16 protein-coding genes are annotated in these 21,763 nt (G+C 63.2%); 10 read left to right on the top strand and 6 right to left on the bottom strand.

Annotation, left to right across the window (positions count from 1 at the left end):
- Together PMI02_RS03625 and PMI02_RS03620 are read left to right on the top strand one after the other, a co-directional pair.
- Positions 1 to 824, top strand: an 824-nt coding sequence (locus PMI02_RS03625; protein ID WP_007678892.1) for a DUF1838 family protein, incomplete at its 5' end; no start/stop codon positions are given.
- Between the two features lie 340 nt (positions 825 to 1,164).
- The gene (locus PMI02_RS03620) at positions 1,165 to 1,338 is read left to right on the top strand and encodes a hypothetical protein (protein WP_369751202.1); all 174 of its coding nucleotides are present in this window, start codon (positions 1,165 to 1,167) and stop codon (positions 1,336 to 1,338) included.
- Between the two features lie 448 nt (positions 1,339 to 1,786).
- Here PMI02_RS03620 and PMI02_RS03615 read toward each other — a convergent pair whose 3' ends face one another.
- Complete coding sequence (locus PMI02_RS03615) at positions 1,787 to 2,866, bottom strand: LLM class flavin-dependent oxidoreductase (RefSeq protein ID WP_007678886.1); 1,080 nt, start codon at positions 2,864 to 2,866, stop codon at positions 1,787 to 1,789.
- A gap of 7 nt (positions 2,867 to 2,873) precedes the next feature.
- Positions 2,874 to 4,211: an MFS transporter gene (locus tag PMI02_RS03610; protein ID WP_007678882.1), complete on the bottom strand. Its 1,338-nt coding sequence runs from the start codon at positions 4,209 to 4,211 to the stop codon at positions 2,874 to 2,876.
- A gap of 185 nt (positions 4,212 to 4,396) precedes the next feature.
- Between PMI02_RS03610 and PMI02_RS03605 the strand changes: the two genes are divergently transcribed.
- From PMI02_RS03605 to PMI02_RS03590, 4 genes are all read left to right on the top strand, one after another.
- A complete protein-coding gene (locus PMI02_RS03605) occupies positions 4,397 to 5,281 on the top strand; it encodes a LysR family transcriptional regulator (protein ID WP_157222352.1) in 885 nt (294 codons plus the stop codon).
- Between the two features lie 134 nt (positions 5,282 to 5,415).
- Positions 5,416 to 6,471: an alpha/beta fold hydrolase gene (locus tag PMI02_RS03600; RefSeq protein WP_007678876.1), complete on the top strand. Its 1,056-nt coding sequence runs from the start codon at positions 5,416 to 5,418 to the stop codon at positions 6,469 to 6,471.
- A 65-nt stretch (positions 6,472 to 6,536) separates the two neighbouring features.
- Complete coding sequence (locus tag PMI02_RS03595; RefSeq protein WP_007678871.1) at positions 6,537 to 9,155, top strand: TonB-dependent receptor; 2,619 nt, start codon at positions 6,537 to 6,539, stop codon at positions 9,153 to 9,155.
- 73 nt (positions 9,156 to 9,228) lie between these two features.
- A complete protein-coding gene (locus PMI02_RS03590; protein ID WP_007678867.1) occupies positions 9,229 to 10,236 on the top strand; it encodes an alpha/beta fold hydrolase in 1,008 nt (335 codons plus the stop codon).
- 259 nt (positions 10,237 to 10,495) lie between these two features.
- Here the strand turns inward: PMI02_RS03590 and PMI02_RS03585 are convergent, their stop codons facing one another.
- Positions 10,496 to 11,803 carry an MFS transporter gene (locus PMI02_RS03585; RefSeq protein ID WP_238538971.1) on the bottom strand — a complete coding sequence of 436 codons (1,308 nt, stop codon included), beginning with the start codon at positions 11,801 to 11,803 and terminating at the stop codon, positions 10,496 to 10,498.
- A gap of 133 nt (positions 11,804 to 11,936) precedes the next feature.
- Between PMI02_RS03585 and PMI02_RS03580 the strand changes: the two genes are divergently transcribed.
- The 4 genes from PMI02_RS03580 (at position 11,937) to PMI02_RS03565 (ending at position 17,781) form a co-directional block, all read left to right on the top strand.
- The gene (locus PMI02_RS03580) at positions 11,937 to 12,986 is read left to right on the top strand and encodes an LLM class flavin-dependent oxidoreductase (RefSeq protein ID WP_007678860.1); all 1,050 of its coding nucleotides are present in this window, start codon (positions 11,937 to 11,939) and stop codon (positions 12,984 to 12,986) included.
- Between the two features lie 868 nt (positions 12,987 to 13,854).
- A complete protein-coding gene (locus tag PMI02_RS26905; RefSeq protein WP_007678844.1) occupies positions 13,855 to 14,670 on the top strand; it encodes a hypothetical protein in 816 nt (271 codons plus the stop codon).
- Between the two features lie 7 nt (positions 14,671 to 14,677).
- The gene (locus PMI02_RS03570) at positions 14,678 to 15,724 is read left to right on the top strand and encodes a hypothetical protein (RefSeq protein WP_007678841.1); all 1,047 of its coding nucleotides are present in this window, start codon (positions 14,678 to 14,680) and stop codon (positions 15,722 to 15,724) included.
- Complete coding sequence (locus PMI02_RS03565; RefSeq protein ID WP_007678837.1) at positions 15,721 to 17,781, top strand: serine protease; 2,061 nt, start codon at positions 15,721 to 15,723, stop codon at positions 17,779 to 17,781. The genes PMI02_RS03570 and PMI02_RS03565 overlap by 4 nt, the downstream gene beginning before the upstream one ends.
- Positions 17,782 to 18,140: 359 nt before the next feature.
- On the opposite strand, the gene PMI02_RS26185 is transcribed toward PMI02_RS03565, so the two are convergent.
- The 3 genes from PMI02_RS26185 to PMI02_RS03550 all read right to left on the bottom strand — a co-directional run bounded on the left by PMI02_RS26185 (position 18,141) and on the right by PMI02_RS03550 (position 21,710).
- Positions 18,141 to 18,221, bottom strand: coding sequence for an integrase core domain-containing protein (locus PMI02_RS26185; protein ID WP_081496613.1), 81 nt, complete (start codon positions 18,219 to 18,221; stop codon positions 18,141 to 18,143).
- Positions 18,222 to 19,449: 1,228 nt separating this feature from the next.
- Positions 19,450 to 20,037, bottom strand: a complete 588-nt coding sequence (locus tag PMI02_RS03555) for an FMN-binding negative transcriptional regulator (protein ID WP_007678834.1) — start codon at positions 20,035 to 20,037, stop codon at positions 19,450 to 19,452.
- Positions 20,034 to 21,710 carry an amidohydrolase gene (locus PMI02_RS03550; protein ID WP_007678831.1) on the bottom strand — a complete coding sequence of 559 codons (1,677 nt, stop codon included), beginning with the start codon at positions 21,708 to 21,710 and terminating at the stop codon, positions 20,034 to 20,036. Before PMI02_RS03550 ends, PMI02_RS03555 begins: the two co-directional genes overlap by 4 nt.
- Positions 21,711 to 21,763 lie beyond the last annotated feature (53 nt).

Here is a 21,763-nt window from a genome sequence, read left to right as displayed (position 1 = left end):
TGGCGCCAGCCGCTATGCCTGCAAGTGCCGTCGCGGCTAGCCAAGTGAAAAATCTGCAGCTCGATCCGGCGAACCCAGCCCATGCTTCGCTCATCTACCGCAAGCTGCGTTTCCGGACCGATGACGGGCTGGTCTTCTCATGGCTCAAGGGGCCGTACTACGCGGCCTACCAAGGCGATCTGATCCCGGTCTATGCGCTAAACCTGGGCTCGATCCAGCGCGTCACGCAAAACCCTGACGGCAGCTTCAGCCTTGTCGACCTTGAGATGAGTTTCCGCGTCGACGTCGAAACCGGCGAGCGCCTTTCCGAACTGCGCAATCCGATCACCGGAGAGATGGTAAAGGTCGGAGGGCGCGGTCCCGTGCCGTTTCCGGCGCGCTTCACCGCCACGAACGATGCCGAAATCGCCAAGCTGCCCGGTCAGCCGCAGTACGACCACACGCATTTGCCGATCAAGCCGTTCGACATTGGCAAGACCGATATCGCGGTACGCGACCGTTCTCATGCAAAGGTGACTGCGCCTGATGGGTATGTTTCGTACCTCAACGAAGTCTCGACTTTGTCTGCGCCCAAGGCGCTCGCTCTCGATCCCTCGGTTCACTACCTTGAAGCGCAGGTTCAATCGAACGACGTGCGCAGCTGGCCCGACTGGCTGAAGATGGGTGATCGGCCCGGCACGCTCAACCTCTTTGCCAACGGGGCGAAAGTAAAGCGGTTCGAGGATCTACCCGCCGACTTCCATACCCTGCTGCAAAAGCACTATCCTAAGATCGCCGCCGATCCCATTGCGGCGCTCGACGCAAAGCCTTCGATCGCGGGCTGACTGGGACCGTAAACCATTGTGCCTCCCACCTTACGCGGGACATGGGGTGTGATGCATAGCCCCACGACCTGCCGGTGGGCGTAGCGCCTGCCATGCATCAAGGACGGAAAAGCCACGGTCGAGGTGCCGGTCGACCAATGCCGCCAAAAGGGGTGCCTTAAGCATTGCGGGGCGAGTTCAAACTTTCTTAGTGAGCCAAGACCAAGCGCCATCCCGCGTACCGTAATTTGATCGAGGCAGCGCGCCAGCTGCTGATCCGCTGGTGTCGCCCGGCCTGTTCCCCAAAGTCCTCGCCGCCTTTCCCCCCACGTTGCTGGTAACCAGCACGCGCGATAGCGCGATGAGCAACGCACTGCTCACCAACATCGCTCTGCTCAAGGCGGGGGCCGAGACCCAGTTGCTTGTGCTCGAGGGGCGCGGCCACGGCGAGTTCAACTACCTTGTTGGGACACCCGAAGCGCGCGATGCCTATGACTTGATCTGGTTCTTCTTCGACCGCCACCTCGGCCGCTAGGTCGCAACGACGGGCGGTATGTCCAACCGGTTGGAATTCTAATTCAAGGTTGCTGTTGGGAAAATCACTGAAGCGAACCGGGTTCGCAAGAGGCGTCCGATGTTAAGCAATCAGGTAAGTTAAGCAACCTCGTTGGTGGAGGCTGGCTGACAAGGTCAGCACCAGTAATTTACGTACAGAGTCTCAAAGCCGACTTTTTTAGTCAAAGCGACTTCCGAATTTGGTCAATAAAAAAGACTGACCGCTCCTGAGGAGCCAAGATCAGGGGCTGAACGTCTTGAATGGGTCGCGAATCGCCGCGAGAGCGTACAGACCGGACTGGGGATTCGAATTTTTGGGATCTGATCGGCAACAATTGGCCCGATAAAGCGGATGAGCAAATGGCACTACGCTTACTGGATAACGCTTTTCGGGCGCCAACAGACGATACCGGGCAGCACCGGCTAGTCTAAGGAACGCGGTGCCTTTGCCTACCGCTTGCAAGCGCACGCAGACGAGGCACGAGGTCGTTCCCGAAATCACAAAGATCTTGCATCGGATCAAACCCGCTGATCAGGAAGCGAGTCACGCCCAGATCGTAATACCTCATTAGACTGGCCACGACCGTATCGGGCGTGCCGACGATCGTGCTCGCCGCCTTTTGGAACCCGGTCGCGCGTGCGATACCGACCCAGAGTCGTTCGTCGAGCACGTCACCGTCGCGCGCCCTTGCTTCGGCGAGATGATTCTTGCCGAGCGCGCCGGGCTGCCCCCCCTGCTTCTCGGTTTCGAGGACGTCCTGCCTGACCGCCTCCAGCACCGCTTCCGCCTTGTCCCAGGCCTCGCCTTCGGTGCGGCCGACGATGATCCGCGTCGACATGCAGAAATCGAGCCGCCGCCCCGCCGCTCTGGCGTGGCCGCGCACCGCGTCGATCAGTGCCGCGCTGGGTTCGAGCCGATCGACGCCGAAGGCATAGACGTCCGCGTGCTGCCCGGCGACTCCGAGCGCCAGCGGCGACTGCCCGCCGAAGAAGATCGGGATGCCGCCCACCTGCACCGGCGTGACCTGCGAGTGCGCGTTGCGCAGCCGGTAATGCGCGCCGTCGTGGTCGAACGTCTCCCCGCTCCACGTCCGGCGCAGCAGCGGGATGTATTCGGCACTCCGGGCATGGCGTTCATCGCGGGTGAGGAAATCGCCGTCCGCCTGCGTCTCGATGTCGCTGGGCGCGGAAATGATGTGGACGCCCACGCGCCCCTGGCTCACCCGGTCGAGCGTGGCGAACATGCGCGCGGCCATCGTCGGCGCGATGAAGCCTGGGCGGTGGGCGATCATGAACTTCAGCCGCGCGGTGATCCCTGCCAGATGCGTCGCGAATACGAGGCCGTCGGGCCATGTCGCCGCCTGCGCGATCAGCACCCGGTCGAAGTCCGCCGCCTCGAACGCGGCTGCCATGCGGGCGATGAAGTCGAGTTCGATCACGCCCATCGGGCGTGGCTTCGCTTCCGAGGATTCGCGGTGGTTGAACGTACCGATGATCTCGATCGACATGACGGTTTCAGCTTTCGTGGTCTGCAGGAGCCGGCGTCCGTTCGGCAGGCGTCCGGTATAGAAGGAGCAGCGCAATGCCCGCCGCCTGCGCCGCCGCCGGGATCAGCGACATCGAAAGGCGCACAGCTTCGCGCGCGGTTTCGGTCTGGACCAGCCCCGCGCCCGGGCGGTAACCGCTGGCCTGCAGCAGTAGCCCAACGAGGAACGGCGCGATCGCGAAGGCGGCTTTCTGGAAGAATTCGAAGAAGGCAGCATAGAGCCCTTCGTTGCGCAAACCGCTGGTGCGCACGCCGAACGCGATCGTGTCCGGCAGCATCGACAGCGTCATCAGCAGCGTGCCCGTGGTCGCGAAACCGGCAAGGCCGCCGCGCAGCAAGAACAGCATGTCCGGCTCTGCCGGAGTGGCCGCGAGCCAGCTCAGGCTCGTCGCCACCGAGAGCGCCATCGCAAGGCCGCAGATGACCGGCTTCGTCGCCAGACGCGCGACCTGCCGCCACACCGGAACGCTGAGGGTGCCGACGATGCCGCTGGCCAGCGCGAACTGCGCCATGCCGCTCTCCCCGCGCAGAAGCACGTCGCGCATGAAGAACAGCCCAGTTGCCCCCAGCGCGGCGGACGCCACGAAGCCGCAGAACTTGACGCCGAGCAGCACCACGAACGGACGGTTGGCGAACAGCCGCGAAAAGCCCGCCAGTCCGCCGCCCGCATCGGGCGCGCCGGCACGTTCGCCCACCCCGGCGGTGGCGATCACGGCCACGCCCATGCTGACCGCGATGAAGGCTGCCATGCAATAGCCCATGCGTGCGAAGGCCCCCTGCGAACTGTCGCCCCAGGCGATCATCGCCGGTGCCAAAGCACCGCCCGCCAGCGATGCCAGCTGGATGAAGAAGGTGCGCCAAGCCATCAGCGAGGTGCGCACCTGCGGACTGTCGGTGATCTCTGCCGGCATCGCCGAAGAGGGGATCGAGAACGACGAATAACCGGTGAAAGTCAACAGCAGCGCGGCCATCACCATGACTTCGACCGGCAACCCGCCGTTCACGCCCGAGAACAGCCAGGCCATGCCCAGCGCGCTCAGCAGCGCGCCCGATGCCATCCACGGCCTGCGCCGTCCCCAGCGGCTGCGGGTCCGGTCGCTGCCCTGCCCAATCAGCAGGTCGGCGATGCCGTCGTAGATGCGCCCCGCGAGAAGGAAAGAGCCCGCCAGCAGCGGATCGATACCCGCCGCAGTCACCAGATAGTACATTAAAATCACGTTGATCACGTAGAGGATCGTGGTGCTGCCTGCGGAACCGAACGCCCAGCCGATCTGGGTGGCGCGGGGTATAGAATCGTTGTGAACCAAGAGGGATCCTCGCTGTCGCCGCGCTCGGCGGCTGCTGGTCTGTGTCCGGGGGCGGACAGGACGCGAAAAGTCCGAGACCGAGCCTGTGATTGCCCACCTGCCGGACACTAGCCCCCCGGCTATGGCCCGGGAAATCGAAAGCACGCCTTCTTCCATTCAGGAAACGTATGCTCGGGGAAGACATCATGCAGATTCGGCAGTTGCGGCACTTCCTGGCGGCGGTCGACAGCGGGTCGATGACCCTCGCATCGATGTCGCAGAACATCACACAACCCACCCTTTCGCGCAGCATCCGCACGCTGGAGGAGGATCTGGGTGTTGACCTGTTCGAACGCGGGCACCGCGGCGTCCTGCCCACCCGCTATGGCCAATTGCTTGCGACCCATGCCCGGTCGATCCTCCACGGCTTCGACCAGGCGGTAGCGGACGTGGGCGCGATGCGCGCGGGCGGGCTCGGCCATGTGCGGATCGGAATCGGCTCTACCGCCACCGATCCGCGTGTGGCTCATGCCGTCGCCCAGCTCGCCATGTCGCCCGACAATATCACACTGGCGGTCGACTACGACGTGCCCGAAACGCAGTTCGCGCGGCTACGCCGGGGAGAACTGGACGCAATCATCGACACCATGCGTCCCGACCTTGACACTGGGGACCTGAACTTCAAGCCGGTCGCCCATGTCTCAATGGTGCTGGTGGCGCGCGCCGGGCATCCGATCCTGGCGCAAGGTGAAGTGCAGCGGCGCGATCTGGCGCGCTGGCCTTGGGCGATCTTCAACCAGCCCAACGCCGAGGTGTTCTATCGCGGCCTCCTCGGGCTGGACGAGGAGCAGCAGAACATCCGCGTACGCAGTTCCTCGCCGACGATGCTGCGCCAGCTGCTGCTGGGCGGCGACCTCATCGGCCTGATGAACCGGGTGGAAGTGGAGGACTTCCTAGCCGACGGCCGCCTGTGCGAGGTGCCGACCGACATGCGCCGCGTGGAAACCACGCTCTGCGTGATCACCCGCCGCCGCACCTATATGAGCGGCGCGCTGCGGATCGTCATCAAGGCTTTGCAGATGGCGTTGTAGGGGCTTTGCGTCCTTCCAGGCACGGGGAGGATTCAACGCCCATACACGATGAGCATACCAGCGGCCGTCAATTCAATTGGGCGGCCTCCCGGGCGGCCCGCATAGTCCGCGACAGGCAAGCGGGGAACACGGCAATGCACAGGCGTCCGGTACAGGCAGTGATGGCGGTTCTCGCCCTGCTGGTGCTGGGCCTGGGCGGTTTCGTGCTGGCGGCGCGGCTGGGGGCGTTCTCGATGCCGCTGGCCGAACTGCGCCAGCGCTACGAGACGCCGCATTCGCGCTACGTCCGGCTGGACGGGGTCGACCTGCACGTCGACGACCGGGGCCAGGGGCCGGTGATCGTGCTGGTCCACGGTCATTACCAGTCGCTGCGCATCTGGGACAAGTGGGCCGACACGCTGTCGCGCGATTACCGCGTCATCCGCATCGACATGCCGCCTTACGGCCTGTCGGGGCCGGACATCACCGGGAAGTACAGCCCGCAACGGGTGGAGCAACTGATCGCCCTGCTGGCGAAGCGCGAGGGGCTGCGCCGCTTCAGCATCGGCGGCATTTCCACCGGCAGCGCGATCGCCATGCGCTATTCGTTGCAGCACCCGAACCAGATCACGTCGTTGATCCTCGTCAACGCGCCGCTGGTGCCGATCGCGCCCCGGCTCCAGCCCAAGACGTCGGCGACGCTCGCGTTCCTTGAGAACAACCTGTTCCGTCCGGTCTACCGACCGCAGGCATTCTATCGCTATCTGCTCGGCAGGCTGATCGCCAACAAGGCGGTGCTGACCGACGATCTCGTCCGCCAAACCTGGGACATGCACCGCAAGCCGGGCAATCAGGCCACGCTCGACCAGTTCACCAGCGCCTTGCGCTTCGAGGCAAGCGACTACGGCAAGCGATCGCAAACCACCGCGCAGAAGCTCGGCTCCGTGCGGGTGCCGACACTGGTGCTGTGGGGCGGCGCGGGCTCGATGCTGCCGCTCTCGGTCGGCTGTGACGTGGCGCGCACCGTGGGCCGCCCCGGCACCGTGATGATCAGCTACCCGGGTGCAGGCCATTTCCTGCCGATTGAGGCCCCCGGGGCCGCGCAGGACATCGCCTGGTTCCTTGGCGATACGAACACGAACATCGGCGACAATGCCGTGAAGAAGCCGGGAAGCCGGCCACCCTTCGGCAGGCAGGAAGCCTGCCACTGACGACCCGCAGGGGGGACGTCCAACAGCGAACCATCGCTGACAGAACACAAACATGAGGTTGGGTGATGAAGACTGCATTGAATCTGTCGGCGTCGACGTGCGCCTTGCTGGCACTTGCCGGCAGCCTTCCGGCACTGGCTCAGGAAAACCGCGGCCCTGCCGAAGCCATTGAGCAACGGGGGGAAGAACCGGGGGCCATTGTCGTCTCGGCACGCCGCCGGGAGGAGAGCATCCAGGACGTGCCGATCGCCATCTCCGCGATTGGTGCCGAGGAACTGAGCCTCCGCCGCATCCGCTCGCTAAACGACTTGGCGGCGGCAATTCCGGGCTTCTCGATCAGCAACAACAGCAATGGCCGCAGCGACCGCTCGTTCCAGCAGATCTCGTTGCGCGGCTTCACGCCTTCGACCGCGGGCATCACCACGACCGCAACCTTCATCGACGGCGTGCCCGTGGCCTCCGCCTCGGCAGTCAACGCGGTGGTAGATCCCGCCCGCATCGAAGTCCTGAAGGGCCCCCAGCCCGCCTACTTCGGCCGCAACACGTTCGCGGGCGCGGTCAACGTAGTGAACAAGGCCCCTTCGTTCGAGTGGGGCGGCAGCGTCGCCGCCGAAGTCGCCACGCGGGATGGCTATGACCTGACCGGCGCGATCGAAGGGCCGATCATCCCTGACCTGCTGGCCTTCCGTGTCACCGGCCGCGCCTACGGCACTAACGGCTCCTACGACAACCCCGCCGCGCCCGGGCAGACGCTGGGCGACCAGTCGACCAAGACTGCCACCCTGTCCCTGCTGGCGACGCCCGGCGGCGGGGTGACGCTCAAGGCGTTCGGCATGTATTCGCGCGACCGCGACGGTCCAAGCGCACAGGGCTTCATGTCCGCCTATGAGGTGCGCGCAGGAAGGGGCTCCACCCTGCCCACCACCGCCGCGCCCGGCACGGTCAACATCCCGGCGATGGGCGGTGTGGCGGGCGCCGGCGCTCTTGTGCTGCCGGGCTACGGCAACTGCACGCTCAACGGCTTCACCAACGGCTTCTCCGCCAGTGAGCCGACCGTCGCCCGCCAGTTCATGTGCGGCAAGGTGGGCGCGCTCGACCGCGCGTACAGCCCGGCGCAGAACACGGTCGAAGATGCCTACATCACCAATTACCTTGCCAATCCGAACGGCCGCCTGATTGCACCGAGCGATGCGATCGACGGCTATGGCCTGATCCGCCGCTACACCCACCTGCACTTCAACGCGGACTGGGAGATCGGCGACACCGGGCTGACGCTGTCCTCCCTGACGGGCTACAACCACGAGGAATATTTCCAGCTCGCCGACCTCGACAACTACGACGGCCGTCTGCTCGCCAACCCGACCTACACCGCCACCAACGGCCAGCGCGCCTATTTCGACTTCCCCTACGAAGTCGACCGCGTGCAGAAGGACTTCTCGCAGGAAGTGCGGCTTGCCTATGACGATCGCGGCCCCTTGCGCGCCATGATCGGCGGCAGCTACCTGTGGTACAATTCGCAGAACAGCGGCGGCGGCGGCAACGGCGCGCTGGGGAGTGGGGCCCCCGGCACACTCTCAACCATCTCGCCCGCCACCGGCTCCAAGACCTACAGCGTATTCGGATCGGTCGGTTTCGACGTAACCTCGCAATTCAACATTAACCTCGAAGCGCGCTACCAGATCGACCACCTGTTCGCCTATGCCGGGCCCACGGGGACGACGATCCCAGCCAGCACGTTCCTGCCCGCAGGGGCCTATGCTCCCAATGCGGTGCTGGCCGACAGCAAGTATAAGAACTTCCTACCGCGCGTGATCGCGCAGTACAAGTTCACGCCCGAACTCATGGCCTATGCCTCGTATTCGAAGGGTGTGAACTCGGGCGTGTTCAACGTGCTGTTCCTCAATCGTTCGGAAACGGTCCAGAACGCGGTCGCCGATGCGGGCGTGGAAGTGGGCGTCAGTCCCGAAAAGCTCGACAACTACGAAGTCGGCATCAAGGGCGAACTGTTCGACCGCAAGCTGACTTTCGCGCTTGCCGCTTTCTACGGGGACTGGACCAACCAGATCAACCTGCGCACCGTCAGCGTGCTCGACGTGCCCTCGCCGCCGGGCACGGGAACCGTCACGCCGGTCATCGGCCAAGTCAATTCGGGCAGCACCAAGGTCAAGGGGCTCGAACTCGACGTGCATGTCACGCCCGTCACCGGGCTCGACCTCTCGGTCGGCGGGGCGATCATCGATGCCAGCATCCGCAGCTTCTCCGACCCCGCAGTCTCCAAGCTGACCGGCGTGATCGGCGATGAATTCCGCGGCAAGCAGCTGCCCAATATGTCTAAGTATTCGGCCAGCATCGGCGCGCAGTATTCGGGCACGTTCGGCAGCGACGGCGACATCGGCTGGTATCTGCGCGGCGACATGATCTACAAGTCGCGCATCTTCGCCACCGCATCCAACGTCACCTGGATCGGCTCGCAGACGCCGGTGAACTTCAAGGCCGGCATTTCCAGCGGCCCGAACACCTTCGAGGCGTTCGTGCGCAATGCCTTCAACAACCGCAGCTACACCTCGATCGCGGAGCAGACCGTGCTGGTCCCGGGCTTCGCGCTGTCGGGGGCCAACAGCGCCCTGGTGCTGGGCATGCCGACGCTGCGCACGGCGGGCATCGCCTACAAGCGCACGTTCTGAACCCTCCTGCTTGCCCCGGCGATTTAGTCGCGCCGGGGCCCTTTTTCGCATCTGGTCGGAAGGACGTCGTTCCATGATCTCCAAATCGTCCGTATCGGCGCTGGCCGCAGCGCTGCTGCTGTCCGCCATGCCCGCCCGCGCGCAGAGCGCGACCGCGCCGCAGACCATTGCGATGACCGAGCTTGAGGCCCGTTACCGCCTGCCGGAATCGCGCTTCGCCACGCTGCTGGGCACGCGCGTCCACTATGTCGATGTCGGCAAGGGGCCGGTCCTCGTGCTGACGCACGGGTCCAGTTCGTCGCTACGCACTTTCGCAGCCATGATCGAGCGGCTCAGCCGCCGCTACCGCGTGATCGCGTGGGACGAGCCCAACATGGGCCTGTCCGGTCCGCCGTCGCAGTCGCTCTATGACAGGCCGCTCTATCCGGTGCTGGTCCTGGAGGCGCTGCTTGCACGGCTTGGCGTCGACCATGCCAGTCTGGCAGGCGTATCGAGCGGCGGGGCGATCTCGTTCTATTATGCCGCGCGCAATCCCGGCAAGGTCGACCGGCTGATCCTGTCGAACACCCCGACCGGGCGCGCCGACGGCAAGGGCATGGCGCTGAGCGCCGCACTGGCGCGCGAAATCGCCGCCTCCACTCCGGCGAACGGGCGCAAGAGCAAGATCTTCCGCCCACGCTCCTACTGGCGCGCCTACTTCGATTTCTACACCGGCGAGCCGCAGCGTGCGGACGAGCGACTGATCGACGAATATTACGACATGAACCGCCGTCCCGCCGCCGCCGACCGGCTAGCCATCGTCGAGGCGCTCGACGATGCGAAGCTGACGGCGGATGCCCTGTCGAGCGTCCGCGTGCCAGTGCTGCTGATCTGGGGCGCGCGCGATCCGGTGCTGCCGGTATCGAGTGCCGCAACGCTGCGCGACGCGCTGGTGAATGCGCAAGTCTCGACGCTGATCATGCCCGATGTCGGGCACTATCCCCCGCTGGAGGCCCCGGGCCGGTTCGGCGACATCGTCGACGCCTTCCTCGCCGATGTCACCCCCTATCGCCCCGTCGCCACGGAGCCCGCCAAGCGGTGATCGCGCGCGTGCCTTGCTCGAGTTTGGGAGCGGACCGATGCCGAACTTTGTAGACGGCGTGGACAAATTCTGGCTTGGGCAAGCGACCGCTCAAAGGGCCTGTTCAAGAATTGTCCGAATGGCGGATTGCGGTGGATTGCCGCCAGCCCAACCGCGCCGCCCCCGCGAAGGCGGGGGTCCCGCCCGCGCGGGGACGACGGTGCTGGGTGGGCGTAGCGGCAAAATGCCGCCTCATCAGGATCGAGTTTGTCCACGCGGGCTAGGCGAGACGCGGCCTGCTGGGCAGCCGGTAAGCCGTGAGCAGGATCAGCAGCGCCGCGCCATACGTAACGACGGGAATGCCGCCCATCGTCAGCCGCACGGCGGCGATGGCCTGAGGGCTCTGCTGCGCCGCACCAGCGCCGGCGACATAGCCGTTCCATTGCAGGAACAGCCCGACCGCGAACGGGGCGACCGCGTAGGCGGCCTTCTGGAAGAACTCGAACACTCCCGAATAGACCCCCTCGCGCCGCAGCCCGGTGCGCATGAAGTCGTACTCGATCGCGTCGGGCAGCATGGAGAGAGACATCAGCAGACCGCCGGTCGAGGCGAAGCCCACGGCGAAGGCGCGCGCCAGCAGCAGCCATGCCGGTTCCTGCGCGGAGGCCATGAGCCACGATGCATTGGCCGCGATGCTCAGCACCAGCGCCACGACGTAGACCGGCACCTTGCCGTAACGCCCCGCCATCCGGCTCCAGACCGGCAGGCAGGCCATGCCGACCACCGAAGTCACCAGCTGGATCTGCGCCATCGCGGATTCGTCGCGGCCCAGCACGTCGCGCACGAAGAACAGGCCCACCGCGCCCATCGCCGCGATGCCGATGTAGCCGCAAAACTTGATGCCCAGCAGCGCCATGAACGGACGATTCCCCAGCAGTGTCAGGATCGCCTCTCCACGCGACAGGCTGACGCCGGTGGCCTTCGTCGCCGCGACGCGCCCAGTGCAGAGCACCGAGGCGGCCATCGTAACCAGCACGAAGACCGCAGCCACACAGGCCATCGCGGTATAGGCCTGCATGCCACTGCCCAGCCTCGCCACCAGCCAGGGAGCCCCCGCGCCGCCGGTCAGCCCGGCCAGCTGGAGGAAGAACGTGCGCCAGCTCATAAGCGATGTGCGCTCGGCCGGATCGGTGGTCATCTCTGCGGGCATCGCCGAGGACGGCACCGAGAACATGCTGTAGCCGGTGAAGAACAGCAGCACCGCCAGCGTGATCTGCACCTGCCGCATGCTCGCATCGGCGCTCAGCGGCGGCAGGAAGATCGCCACGGTCCCCGCTGCGCTGACGAGCGCGCCCGCCGCCATCCAGGGACGCCTGCGCCCCCAGCGGGAGCGGGTGCGGTCGCTCAGCGTGCCGATCACCATGTCGAGCACGCCGTCGTACAAGCGAACCCCCAGCAGCAGCGCGCCCGCGACAGCCGGTTGCACGCCCCATTGCGTGATCATGAAATAGAGCAGCATGGCATTGACCAGATAGAGCATCGTCGTGCTGCCCGCCCCGCCAGAGGCCCACCCGATCCTGGCCGTCAATGGTATTATCACGCGTTCCCCCCGTCTCGTCAGAGCTTGGAGTAACCATGATATCGATAAATAAAACGCTGTAAATACAGCAATTTACACGCCACTTTGGCGCAAACCTGCTTGTCCTGGGACTATTGCGATCATGGTTGAATTCTTCGGCATCCTCCACTGGAACGACTATTCCGAAATCCGGCCCACACCTTATGAAGTGGTGGACACGGCCTTCATCGAAGCCTGCGCCCGCGCGCACGAGGAGGCCGGGTTCGAGCGCGTGCTGATCGCCAATTCGGCGCACCGCCCTGACAGCTTGCCGATCGCCACCTGGGCGGCGGCGGTCACCAGCAGGCTTGGCTTCATGATCGCACACCGGCCCGGCTTCATCGCGCCAACGATGGCCGCGCGCATGTTCGCGATCCTCGACCGGATGAGCGCAGGGCGCTGTGGGGTTCACATCATCACCGGCGCGGACGACCATGAACTGCAGGCCGACGGGGACTATACCACCAAGGACCAGCGCTATCGCCGCAGCCACGAATATGTCGAAGTCATGCGCAAGGCATGGTCCAGCGCCGGGCCGTTCGACCATGACGGGGAATTCTACCGCGTCGCCGGCGGCTTCGCGCATGTCCGCCCCGAGGGCGCGGACGGCATCCCGATCTTCTGGGGCGGCAGTTCGCCCGATGCCATCGAATACGGCGCGCGCGCAGCGGACGTCTACGCCTTCCCGGGCTTTGCCGCTGCCCGCCTGCGCGAACCCGCGCGCGAAGTGCATGGCCGCGCGCCCGCGCTGCTCACCTCGCTGCGGGTGCTGGTGGCGGATACCGAAGCGCAGGCGTGGGAACGGGCCCATGCCATGCAGGACCATCTGATCGCCGAAGTCGTCGATAATGGCCGCTTCCCCGCCGAGCCGAGCGAGAACCGCAGCGCCACGATCGCAAGGGCAAAGCAGGCGGCCAACGAAGGCGCGCTGGAAGGCAGGCTTTGGGCAGGCATCACCCGCGTCCCCACCGGACGCCCGGCGCTGGGCTGCCTGGTCGGCAGCCACGATCAGGTCGCGCAAGCACTGCTGGACTATGGCGCGGCGGGGTTCTCCCGCTTCATAATCAGCGGCTACAACACAATCGAGGATGCGCGCCTGTTCGGCCGGGAACTCATGCCTCGGGTCAAGAACGCATGGCCCGTTTGCACATGAAACGCAGCCCCGGTCTCACGAACGCGGAGGATTATCAAAGGTCATCTCGAGCCCGGAGAGGGCGATCACCGCCTAAGGCCATCGATATTGGCCTGAAAGGGCAAGAGTCTGCCAGCCTTGACCCCGATGATGTACCCCCAAAGGAAGCATTCCGTCGATCCAATTCAGCGCCGTGCAGACGACTGGCTCTTTGCAAAGCATACGTTCACGGCGAATAAGCGAAAGACCGAAAGTGGTAGCGAACTGCCGGAAGAGCCCCGCGTTGCCTGGAAGATCCGCCCTGATTATGGACGTTCCCGAGTCAAAATGAGTCGCCCGATTCCGGCCCTTCGTTCATCGTCTTGAAGTGGGACGAAGCTGCCTTTCCCGTCCGGATTCGAGAGGTCCGCTGCTGCCAAGAACCGACATTCGCCCGTTCGGCCTTACTGGTCGTTTGACGAGTATGGTGAACGACCTTCGGCATTATGGGTTCATCAGTCTGGGAACAACCTGCATCGGCATCCGAAAGTGGCTAAGGCGCATACCGCGATGGGCTGGCGTTCGAGACAGCCACTTCTCTTGACCATATCATCTTGCTGGGCGTGGCCGATGCCGCAGCACCTCGATGAAAGAAGCGTCATCTGAGGAGAGAGCAGTATGGGGCATATCCGCCGAACCGCACGCCAATATCAGCACATCGGATATCATGACCCGCGATTGTTTCGACCCGCTAGAACATTGAATGATATTGGTTATTTATCGCCCCGCGCCTATTTATAGAATTGATATCGCTACGAGGCCGAGCAGGCTTAGCCCAAGTCTGAAGAATTAATTGTTTAGCGCCTTGCCACGTACGCTCTTTTGATTAGCATTGCGGAAAGGGGGGTTCGTGTTTTTTGCAATCCACAAACGACGGCTTGGATCGTACCTTGCGGCTCAGTTGTTGAACGCGCTCGCGTCGTCCGTATGCTTATCTTGGGGTTCGGGTATTGATGCCCAGAATCGGCAGCCAAAGACCCAGATGCAGTGCCCTCGCACGAGCGATGGGGCGCCAATTGATCCAAAGCTTCGTTATCAACTACGCGGAAGTCGCTGCGAAGGGCTCTATGCCGTTGCAGTATCCAGCGGCGCGGCGCCACGTATCATCGGTTTTCATCGACGCAGTTTTCCACCGACGGCGTTTTCTTCCATCAAGCGAGCAGCCCTGTCGGTTGACGCGCGGGGCCTCAGCCAAAATATTTCGCTCCGAGCGGTCTCGACACGGCCCAAGATTTATTATGCGATGGATACCGAACTTCGTGAGGGCGAGAAGCCTTACACTTGGGAAACTACCGTCCTATCGGCACCTTCTCTTTCCATGAGGGCGAACGAACTGAGCGTGATCGCCTGCGATAATGGTTGCAGCAACGGGCCAGCCACGCGCTATTTTCCGGTCACGATACAAGTCCCAGCCAGTAAATCGGTGGACCTGGGCTACGTGATTGTCTTTCAGGCAGACATAACGCTTGAAGCCGTCCACGTGACGCTGAAAAATGAGTCGGGATCGACGGCATACGACCGCAAGCTGCCTGGACGATTTCCCGGCTCATGGCCGATCGCGGCGACCCTCGGTTTCCCAAAGTCGGGAACCTACCGGGTGAAGCTCGACGCTCAGTCGTCGATCGGCACGCGTGTTGTCCAAAGTTTTTCAATCGCGATCCCATGAGGCATTCATGTCGGTAGACGGCGACAGTCGCGGCTTTGACGCCGCCGCAACCGGCGCGCCGGCGGGCGATGAGAGCAATCGTGAACGAAGCGGCCCCATCGTCTCTCAATTGACACGGTTGCGGGCGGCGATCTGGCTGATCGTTGGCCTGATTTTCTGCGCTGTAGTCCTGAATTTCGTGCATAAACCCAACGTCGAGTATGCGCTTACCGCTCAAGTCGAAGGTTTCAGCTTTCGAGCCACTGACAGTCTCTCGACGGAGTCGATGCCGGTTAGCGCGGCGCAGCTTCAAGCAGCGGACAGCATCATCCTGGAAGAGCGCGCGGTAGGATTGCGGCCTGGCGGAGCGGTGACGCTCACCGCGCCGGGAAATCGGCTTAGCGTGTCCGAGTTAACAATCCCGAAAGGCTGGCGCATCGCCCTCGCAACAGGCGATCGGAGCCATCTCCTACTTAGTGCGACGCCGCCAGACTCGTCCCCGGCAGTCGAGCGCGCAATACTGACTTTCATCTCCGGAAAAGGAACTACGCTTGCATACACGTCGGCTCTTTCTGGCGAGACAGAGATGGTTGCCGTTCCGGACGGAACCCCGGTCTTGGTTTCGGCCAGCGATGTGGCGCTGGAATTGAATGTTGTGGAGGCGGAGATCTTCAGTTCAGTGCAGATAAGCGACTTGAGCTTGGCCCGCGACAGCAAGACGACGGATAACTCTGGGCACCAGACTGTGCAGGTCGAGGGAGCGGTCATTTCCGGAACATTGTGGCGTGAAAACGAAAGCGGGCCATCTAGGGATCTCGGGCCTCTCGATCTTCTCGTCGCTCGGAATATCGATGACGGCGTTCTACGCCGGGTCACATGGCACGATGGCCAATTGTCCCTGTCGTCCCACGGCACCGCCAAGCGGCTGGAGAACTCTATCGGCAACGCGGCGGCTGACCTGCGCCCGGTATGGCTTGATGTCTTTCAGGACATAGGGCTGCTGAAAGTTATCTTCGGCATTATCACGTTCATCGGCGGCCTTGAACTTTCTGCGTTTATCCGGAGCCGTAAATGAACCCGGCACGCGTTTTTATGGCATCCATTTGCCTGACGATAATGCCGACGAATTCCGTTGCACAAGCATCGCTTGACGATCAACGCTCCATCGTCGCAATGCTCCAGGCGGCAGACGAGAACGGCGCACCTGAAGATCCATTCTGCGCTGCCGCGCTTGTTATGGCCAATAGCGGGGGGCGCACGCTCTTGCTGACTGCGCAGCATGTGCTGGACGAATTAGACAACCGCAATCTCGATCGGACTCAATCGGCCCATGCGCCACTTAAACTCACGGTACAATTTTTTGGCGCGGTCGGTCGCACGTACAGCGTCCGGCGCCTTCCACTCCTATCGAACAGAACGCTCGACTACGCAGTCCTGGAAGTCCTTCCCCTTAACAACGCGCCGATTCCGGCACCACGAAATTGGGCAGTGCTCGGCATCACGCAGGATTTCACGAAGACAACGCAGACTAAGGTCACATATCAGGACGTGCGCGCGATCGGCAACAATGATTGTGATCCTTGGATGGCCTCCGCTTCCGCTGAAAAGATCATCGCGCAAGCGGGTACGCAGATCATTTTCGAGACGCATTTTATCGACAAGGGCAATTCCGGTGGCGGTCTTTTTGCAGCAGATGGCGGTCTTGTCGGTCTCGTCACAGAGACCACCGGCGATAAAGGTATCGCGCTCAGGCTTGATGTTGCTGTCGCCGAACTGGCGGTCAAACACGTAGAGATCGACTGGAAAGAAAAAGACTATAGCGAACTGGGGCAGGATTCCATGAGCAAAGGAAAGCCCTATGCCGAACTATTTGCCGCCTCCAGCGTAGCCACCCGGCTCATCGACACCTCGAATGATGGTGCGCGATATCGACTGAGTGCCGAAACGCTTTCCGAGTATCCGTCCAGCAATACGATCGCAGTCGCCGGACGGTCCGAAAATGCAGATACTGATTTCTTCGTCCCTTTCACGGAAGGGCTAGCAAACGACGCCAAGCTGACACTGCAGTTCGTCGATGGGTCGAACAAAACGGTGTCGGTCGATCTTCGGACACCTTTGCTTGCCAAGATCGCTGAATTGGCCAAGGATACGACTGATTGGTTCAGTTCTCACGGAGTCAATGGACAGGTTCATTTTGCAGGCCCCCGTGAGAAGGGGCTCATCAAGAGGGTCGATGCTGGTTTCTCGCCCGAAGCTCTTGAGTACCGCTTCAGCACAGTGTCTGCAGAAACCGCGGACACCTTCGGTAAGAGGCCCGCTTACAACGTGGTCGAACTGGGAAAGTCGATCTGGCGTCCAGCCGACGCAACCAGCCTCTGGTACAGCATCACCTTTATTGACGGAACGACGACCCCGGCTACTAGGTACGACATACCGGAGAAGAATCTATATTCGTCCGATTTCTACTCATACCGCGGCATTCACATCACTCGCAGCAAGGATGGGACCATATTCCCGTACTACTATGCCTACGGTTTCAATGGCATGTTTCCCGATGGCACGATCAATCTGCTACATCCGTATGGGATGCGGACTTATGGGCGATTGCAATATGACATGGATGGCAAAGGCTTCCGGGATATCTATGCTCAACTCACCTACGGCATAGAGAACCCGATTCCCTGGACGACGAAACCGATACGGGTGCGATATGTTAATGCGGAAACGGGCCAGATAGTCGGGCCCTTCGACTTGTCTGGGTTCGACGTGGCTGCGATTCGAGATGCGACCATGCCAGAATTTCCCCGGATTGCTTGCGGCGGCCGCACCCACCCCGGCACCTGTGAGTTTGACGACCCACGAGCGCTGGGCCATGTGCGCGAACTGCGCATTTCCTTCTCGTCGCTCACGGGGCTTAAGCCCGTCAAGCTTGGCACTTTATCGACCTATTGGTCGAAAGCGGGCGGGGCGACGATCTTGGCACATTGCGTGAAATCTCAAGCACCGGAATGCATCTCGCTAAAGCGCCAGTTAAATATCGCCTGGGACATTCCGGCGGGCGCTTCGGACTTCTTCTACACCATTGTCATGAGAGACGGTCGCATCCTGCCCCCCCAGCGTATGGCGTTCTAATCCTCCACCGTTTTCGTCCTGTCGCGTGGTGCCCGAGGCGAACCCGCGAAATCGGCAGCAGGAAAACTTGATCCGGGGCGTACCGGGCTTAGCCTGCGAGCGGACGAACTCATCAGGGCGCGCTAATCCTTTTGACGCGCTTCCCTGATTGTTACGTGCCAGTGGTAGAGTCTGGGTCCTTCATAATGGTTGGTTGACGCGACGGCAACTTGACTGGGGCATGCCCCAGTCAAGTTGCACGGCGATATCGGGAGGGGTGCGTCCGCCCAGTTTCGAGTGCGGCGTGAGGGGATTGCAGTCGTGCTGCGAGGCGGCGAGCACGAAGCGGGCATGGTCCAGCGACGTGAGCCGTCGTTTAGTCATTCGTCCCGCAGCCGGCGGTTGAAGCTCTCGAGAAAGTCGTTCTGCATGGGCATGCCGGGCGCGATATAGTACGTCACTGGTTCATCGGTTCATCTGGCTAATAGCGCACCATGGAACGGCGGCTTACGGGGAAATTAGCCATTCATCCCGCGCTTCATGAACGACCGGGCTTGGTCGGTACGAGCCTTACAGTATTTCGCCCGCTCCGAACCGGGGAACGAACTTCAGATGGCCATTGTAGTCATCGGAGAACAATCATGGAGATGCCTGAAACTGACCTCACTGCCATCAAGCGTCAGGTCTGGAATGCGGGGAAGACCGCTGTATAGGGACGGCGCTAATCGGGCGTAACGCCCTTTTTTATATTTTCCTGGCTGAACATGGCTCGCACCTCGACGAAACTGTCGCCAAAGCAGCTGCCGATCAAAAGGTCATTCCCGGCCTGCACAGCTACCGTAGCAGCATTGAGCGGCGCACCGCCGTGAGCGTCGGCGCATACTACGCACCTGGGACTGGCGGCGACCATAGCGACTTCGTATCGCCCGCCTTACGATGCTGCGCGCGAGATCCTGTCCCTCGACCGGCTCAGCGGCGACAGTAACTCCACGCTGCGCTGCAGGTGAGCTTGATGGGAGCGAGCTCGAGCGAGGGATTGCTCGGCGATGGCCTGCGCTCGACCACCCTTAATCCGGTTGTTCCCGAGCCCGAATGGGCTGCCCGGATCGGCCCTTCGTTCATCTCTCAAAGGGCGCCGCCGCCACGAGCGACAGGACGTTCCTGCGGTACATTCGATATCATGACAGGTAAGGGCGCGGGCGACGGGTCAGTTGCAAGCACCGCCCGCAAGGAGTGGATCAAGATGGCCGGTCCCCTTATGCTGGCGCGTTTTTCAATCCTGTCCTGCACGTGAAGGGTCAAACCGCGCGCTTTGCGAATACGTCCTTGGCGACGTTCGCTGCGTTCATCGCGTCGGGCCGGTCAGCATAGAAGGCGAGGTAAGAGTTCCGAACCTCGACCCGGGAGATGAGCGCTTCGCCGCCGATCAGTGGTTCTGATCGAACGGCCGTCCCATGGGTAGCAAACATTTGTAGGCGGTCGCTCGCCAAGACCTACGTGACCGCTCTACTCCCCCTGCCAAGGGTCGAACCTGAGGCCTTGGCTCCGCTTTATAGCCCCAACGCGGCGAGTCTGGGCCGAGCAGACCGATCAGATCAGCGGGTTAAACGCTTAGTTCCGATTCCCGGCGGCTACCCTGCTGACCTTCCCCCTAGCCGTTGCGACCTTTCGCGGCCGATCGGGATTCCACTAAACCCGCGCCCTTTCCATGGCCTCGACCAAGGCCGCATCGGAATGGCCCCCCAGTATCTGCGCAAAGGTCTCGGGTCGTTCGTCCTGACCTAATTTGAAGGTCGCGTCGCAGGCGAGCACTGAAGCTCGAAAAGCGACGATTTGCTGCAGCATCGGCTCGTAACGTTCGCACATCTGCGCTGTGGTCCAGCGGCTAGGGCTGTCTTGCTCAACGTGCGCTATCAGGCGGTCGAGCGCCTCGGTATTGTCCTCTGGCGCGAAGACGATCTCCACCTGGAAACGGACGACCGCATAGTTCCAGGTCGGTGCCCATTGCGGCTGGGTGACGAGGCCAGGCGAAATGTAGCCTTGCGCCCCCTGAAACAAAATCAGTGCGTGAGGCGCCGCCCGGAGGGCTGCCACTTGTGGATTGCGGAGCGAGAAATGACCGACCAGCGCGACAACCGAGCCGTCCTCGCTGACTTCGGCAATCAGCGGCAGCGGCGTTGCGAGGAAACCGGGTAGGCCCGACACCACCCACGCCAACGGATGCTCGCCGATCAGTGCGGCGATGTCGGCCGGCCCGCGCGGCGCAAAAAGGCTCATGCTGAAGCTCCTGTATAACGCTCGCGACCGCCCACGAACGTTCGCAGAACCTGGGTTTGGGGTAGCGCCTCGGGAGCAATCCGGGTGGGATCGCGGTCGAGCACGACGATATCGGCAAGGAAACCAGGCGCGATCCGCCCCGCCCGGTCGTCCTGGAACCCGGCGAAGGCGTTGTTAACGGTGTAGGCGACGAGCGACTGCTCTACCGTCAATTTCTGGTCGGGCAGCCAGCCGGTGGGATTGGCGCCGTCGATCGTCTCGCGCATGACGGCGGCGTAGATGCCCTCCATCGCGCTGAGCGGAGCGACCGGCCAGTCCGAGCCGAAAGTCACCGTCGCGCCGCTCTTCATCAGCGAAGCGAAGGCGTAAGTGCCGTTCAGCCGCTTCTCACCGATCCGCTTCACCGCCCAGCGCCCGTCGTCGATCGCGTGATAGGGCTGGACCGAGGCGATCACCTTCTGCTGTGCGAAGCGCGGGATCGTGGCGGGGCGGACGTGCTGCGCGTGCTCGATGCGGAAACGGCGGTCGCGTTGCCCGTTCAGCTTCACCGCCTCGGCATAAACGTCGAGGATGTCGTCGTTGGCCTCGTCGCCGATGGCATGCACGGTGACGTGGAGACCCACGCGGTCGGCGGCGATCACTTTCTCGCGCAGTTCATCGAGCGGCATGACCCGGACCCCGCGCGTATGCGGATCGTCGGTGTAGGGTTCACGGAACAGCGCGGTGCGCGCGCCGAGCGACCCGTCGACTAGCGCCTTGCACGCGCCCCAGCGCACCCAGTCGTCGCCGCGACCCTCTTCGCGCACCAGCGCCGCCATCTTCTCCCAGTCGCGCAGCGGCACGAAGTTGTAGAACCGCATGTCGGTCTCGCCCTTGGCGCGCAGCCGGCGCACGGTGTCGAAGCAGTCCCAGTCGAACGGGTCGGGCACGTGGACCTGCGCGAAGCCGTTCCGGAGGCCGTGAGCGATGCCGTCCCTCAGCGCCGCTTCCTGCTGGGCATGGGTGAGCGGCGGGACGACGCGGTCGATCAGCGTCTTGGCGTTGTCCTTGACCACGCCGGTGGGCTCGCCGCGGGCGTCGCGCACGATGACGCCGCCGGCGGGATCGGGGGTGTCGCGGGTGATCCCCGCCAGCTTGAGCGCAAGCGAGTTGCAGAAATAGCTATGCAGGTCGGTGCGTGGCAGCGCCACGGGGGTATTCGGTGATACCGCGTCGATCCATTCGCGGGTGGGGAGCTGGCCGCCGAAGCGCTGCTCGTCCCATGGTCCGCCCAGCAGCCAGCGGTCGGGCTGCGCCTTTACCGCCGCCGCGATCCGGGCGACGAACTCGGCGCGGCTCTTGACCTCGAGCAGGTCGGGACGCGGCAGCGCCACCGAACCCATCAGGAAGTGGGTGTGGTTGTCGGTGAAGGCGGGCATCGCGAAGGCGCCCTTGAGGTCCACCACGCGCGTCGAGGCCGCCATGCGCGCCTTGACCGCGTCCGAGCCCACCGCGGCGATGCGGTCGCCGACGATGCCGATCGCGTCGGCCCGCCCGCCCGGCGCCCCGGTCCAGATGCTGCCGCCCACGATGGCGCAATCGAGCGGCGTCTCGGAGGCGAAGGCTCGCCCGGCAAACGCCAGCGCGGCGCCCGATAGCAGGGTCTGGCCCATGAACTGGCGACGGTCGAACATGGCTCTTTCCTTAATTCAATGCGATCGGACTACATCGCGCGGCGATCCGGGCC

Source organism: Novosphingobium sp. AP12, assembly GCF_000281975.1.
In the GTDB taxonomy this organism is placed as follows: domain Bacteria; phylum Pseudomonadota; class Alphaproteobacteria; order Sphingomonadales; family Sphingomonadaceae; genus Novosphingobium.
Note: the sequence above shows the minus strand (reverse complement) of the source record. Positions and strands in the feature narration are given on the sequence as shown.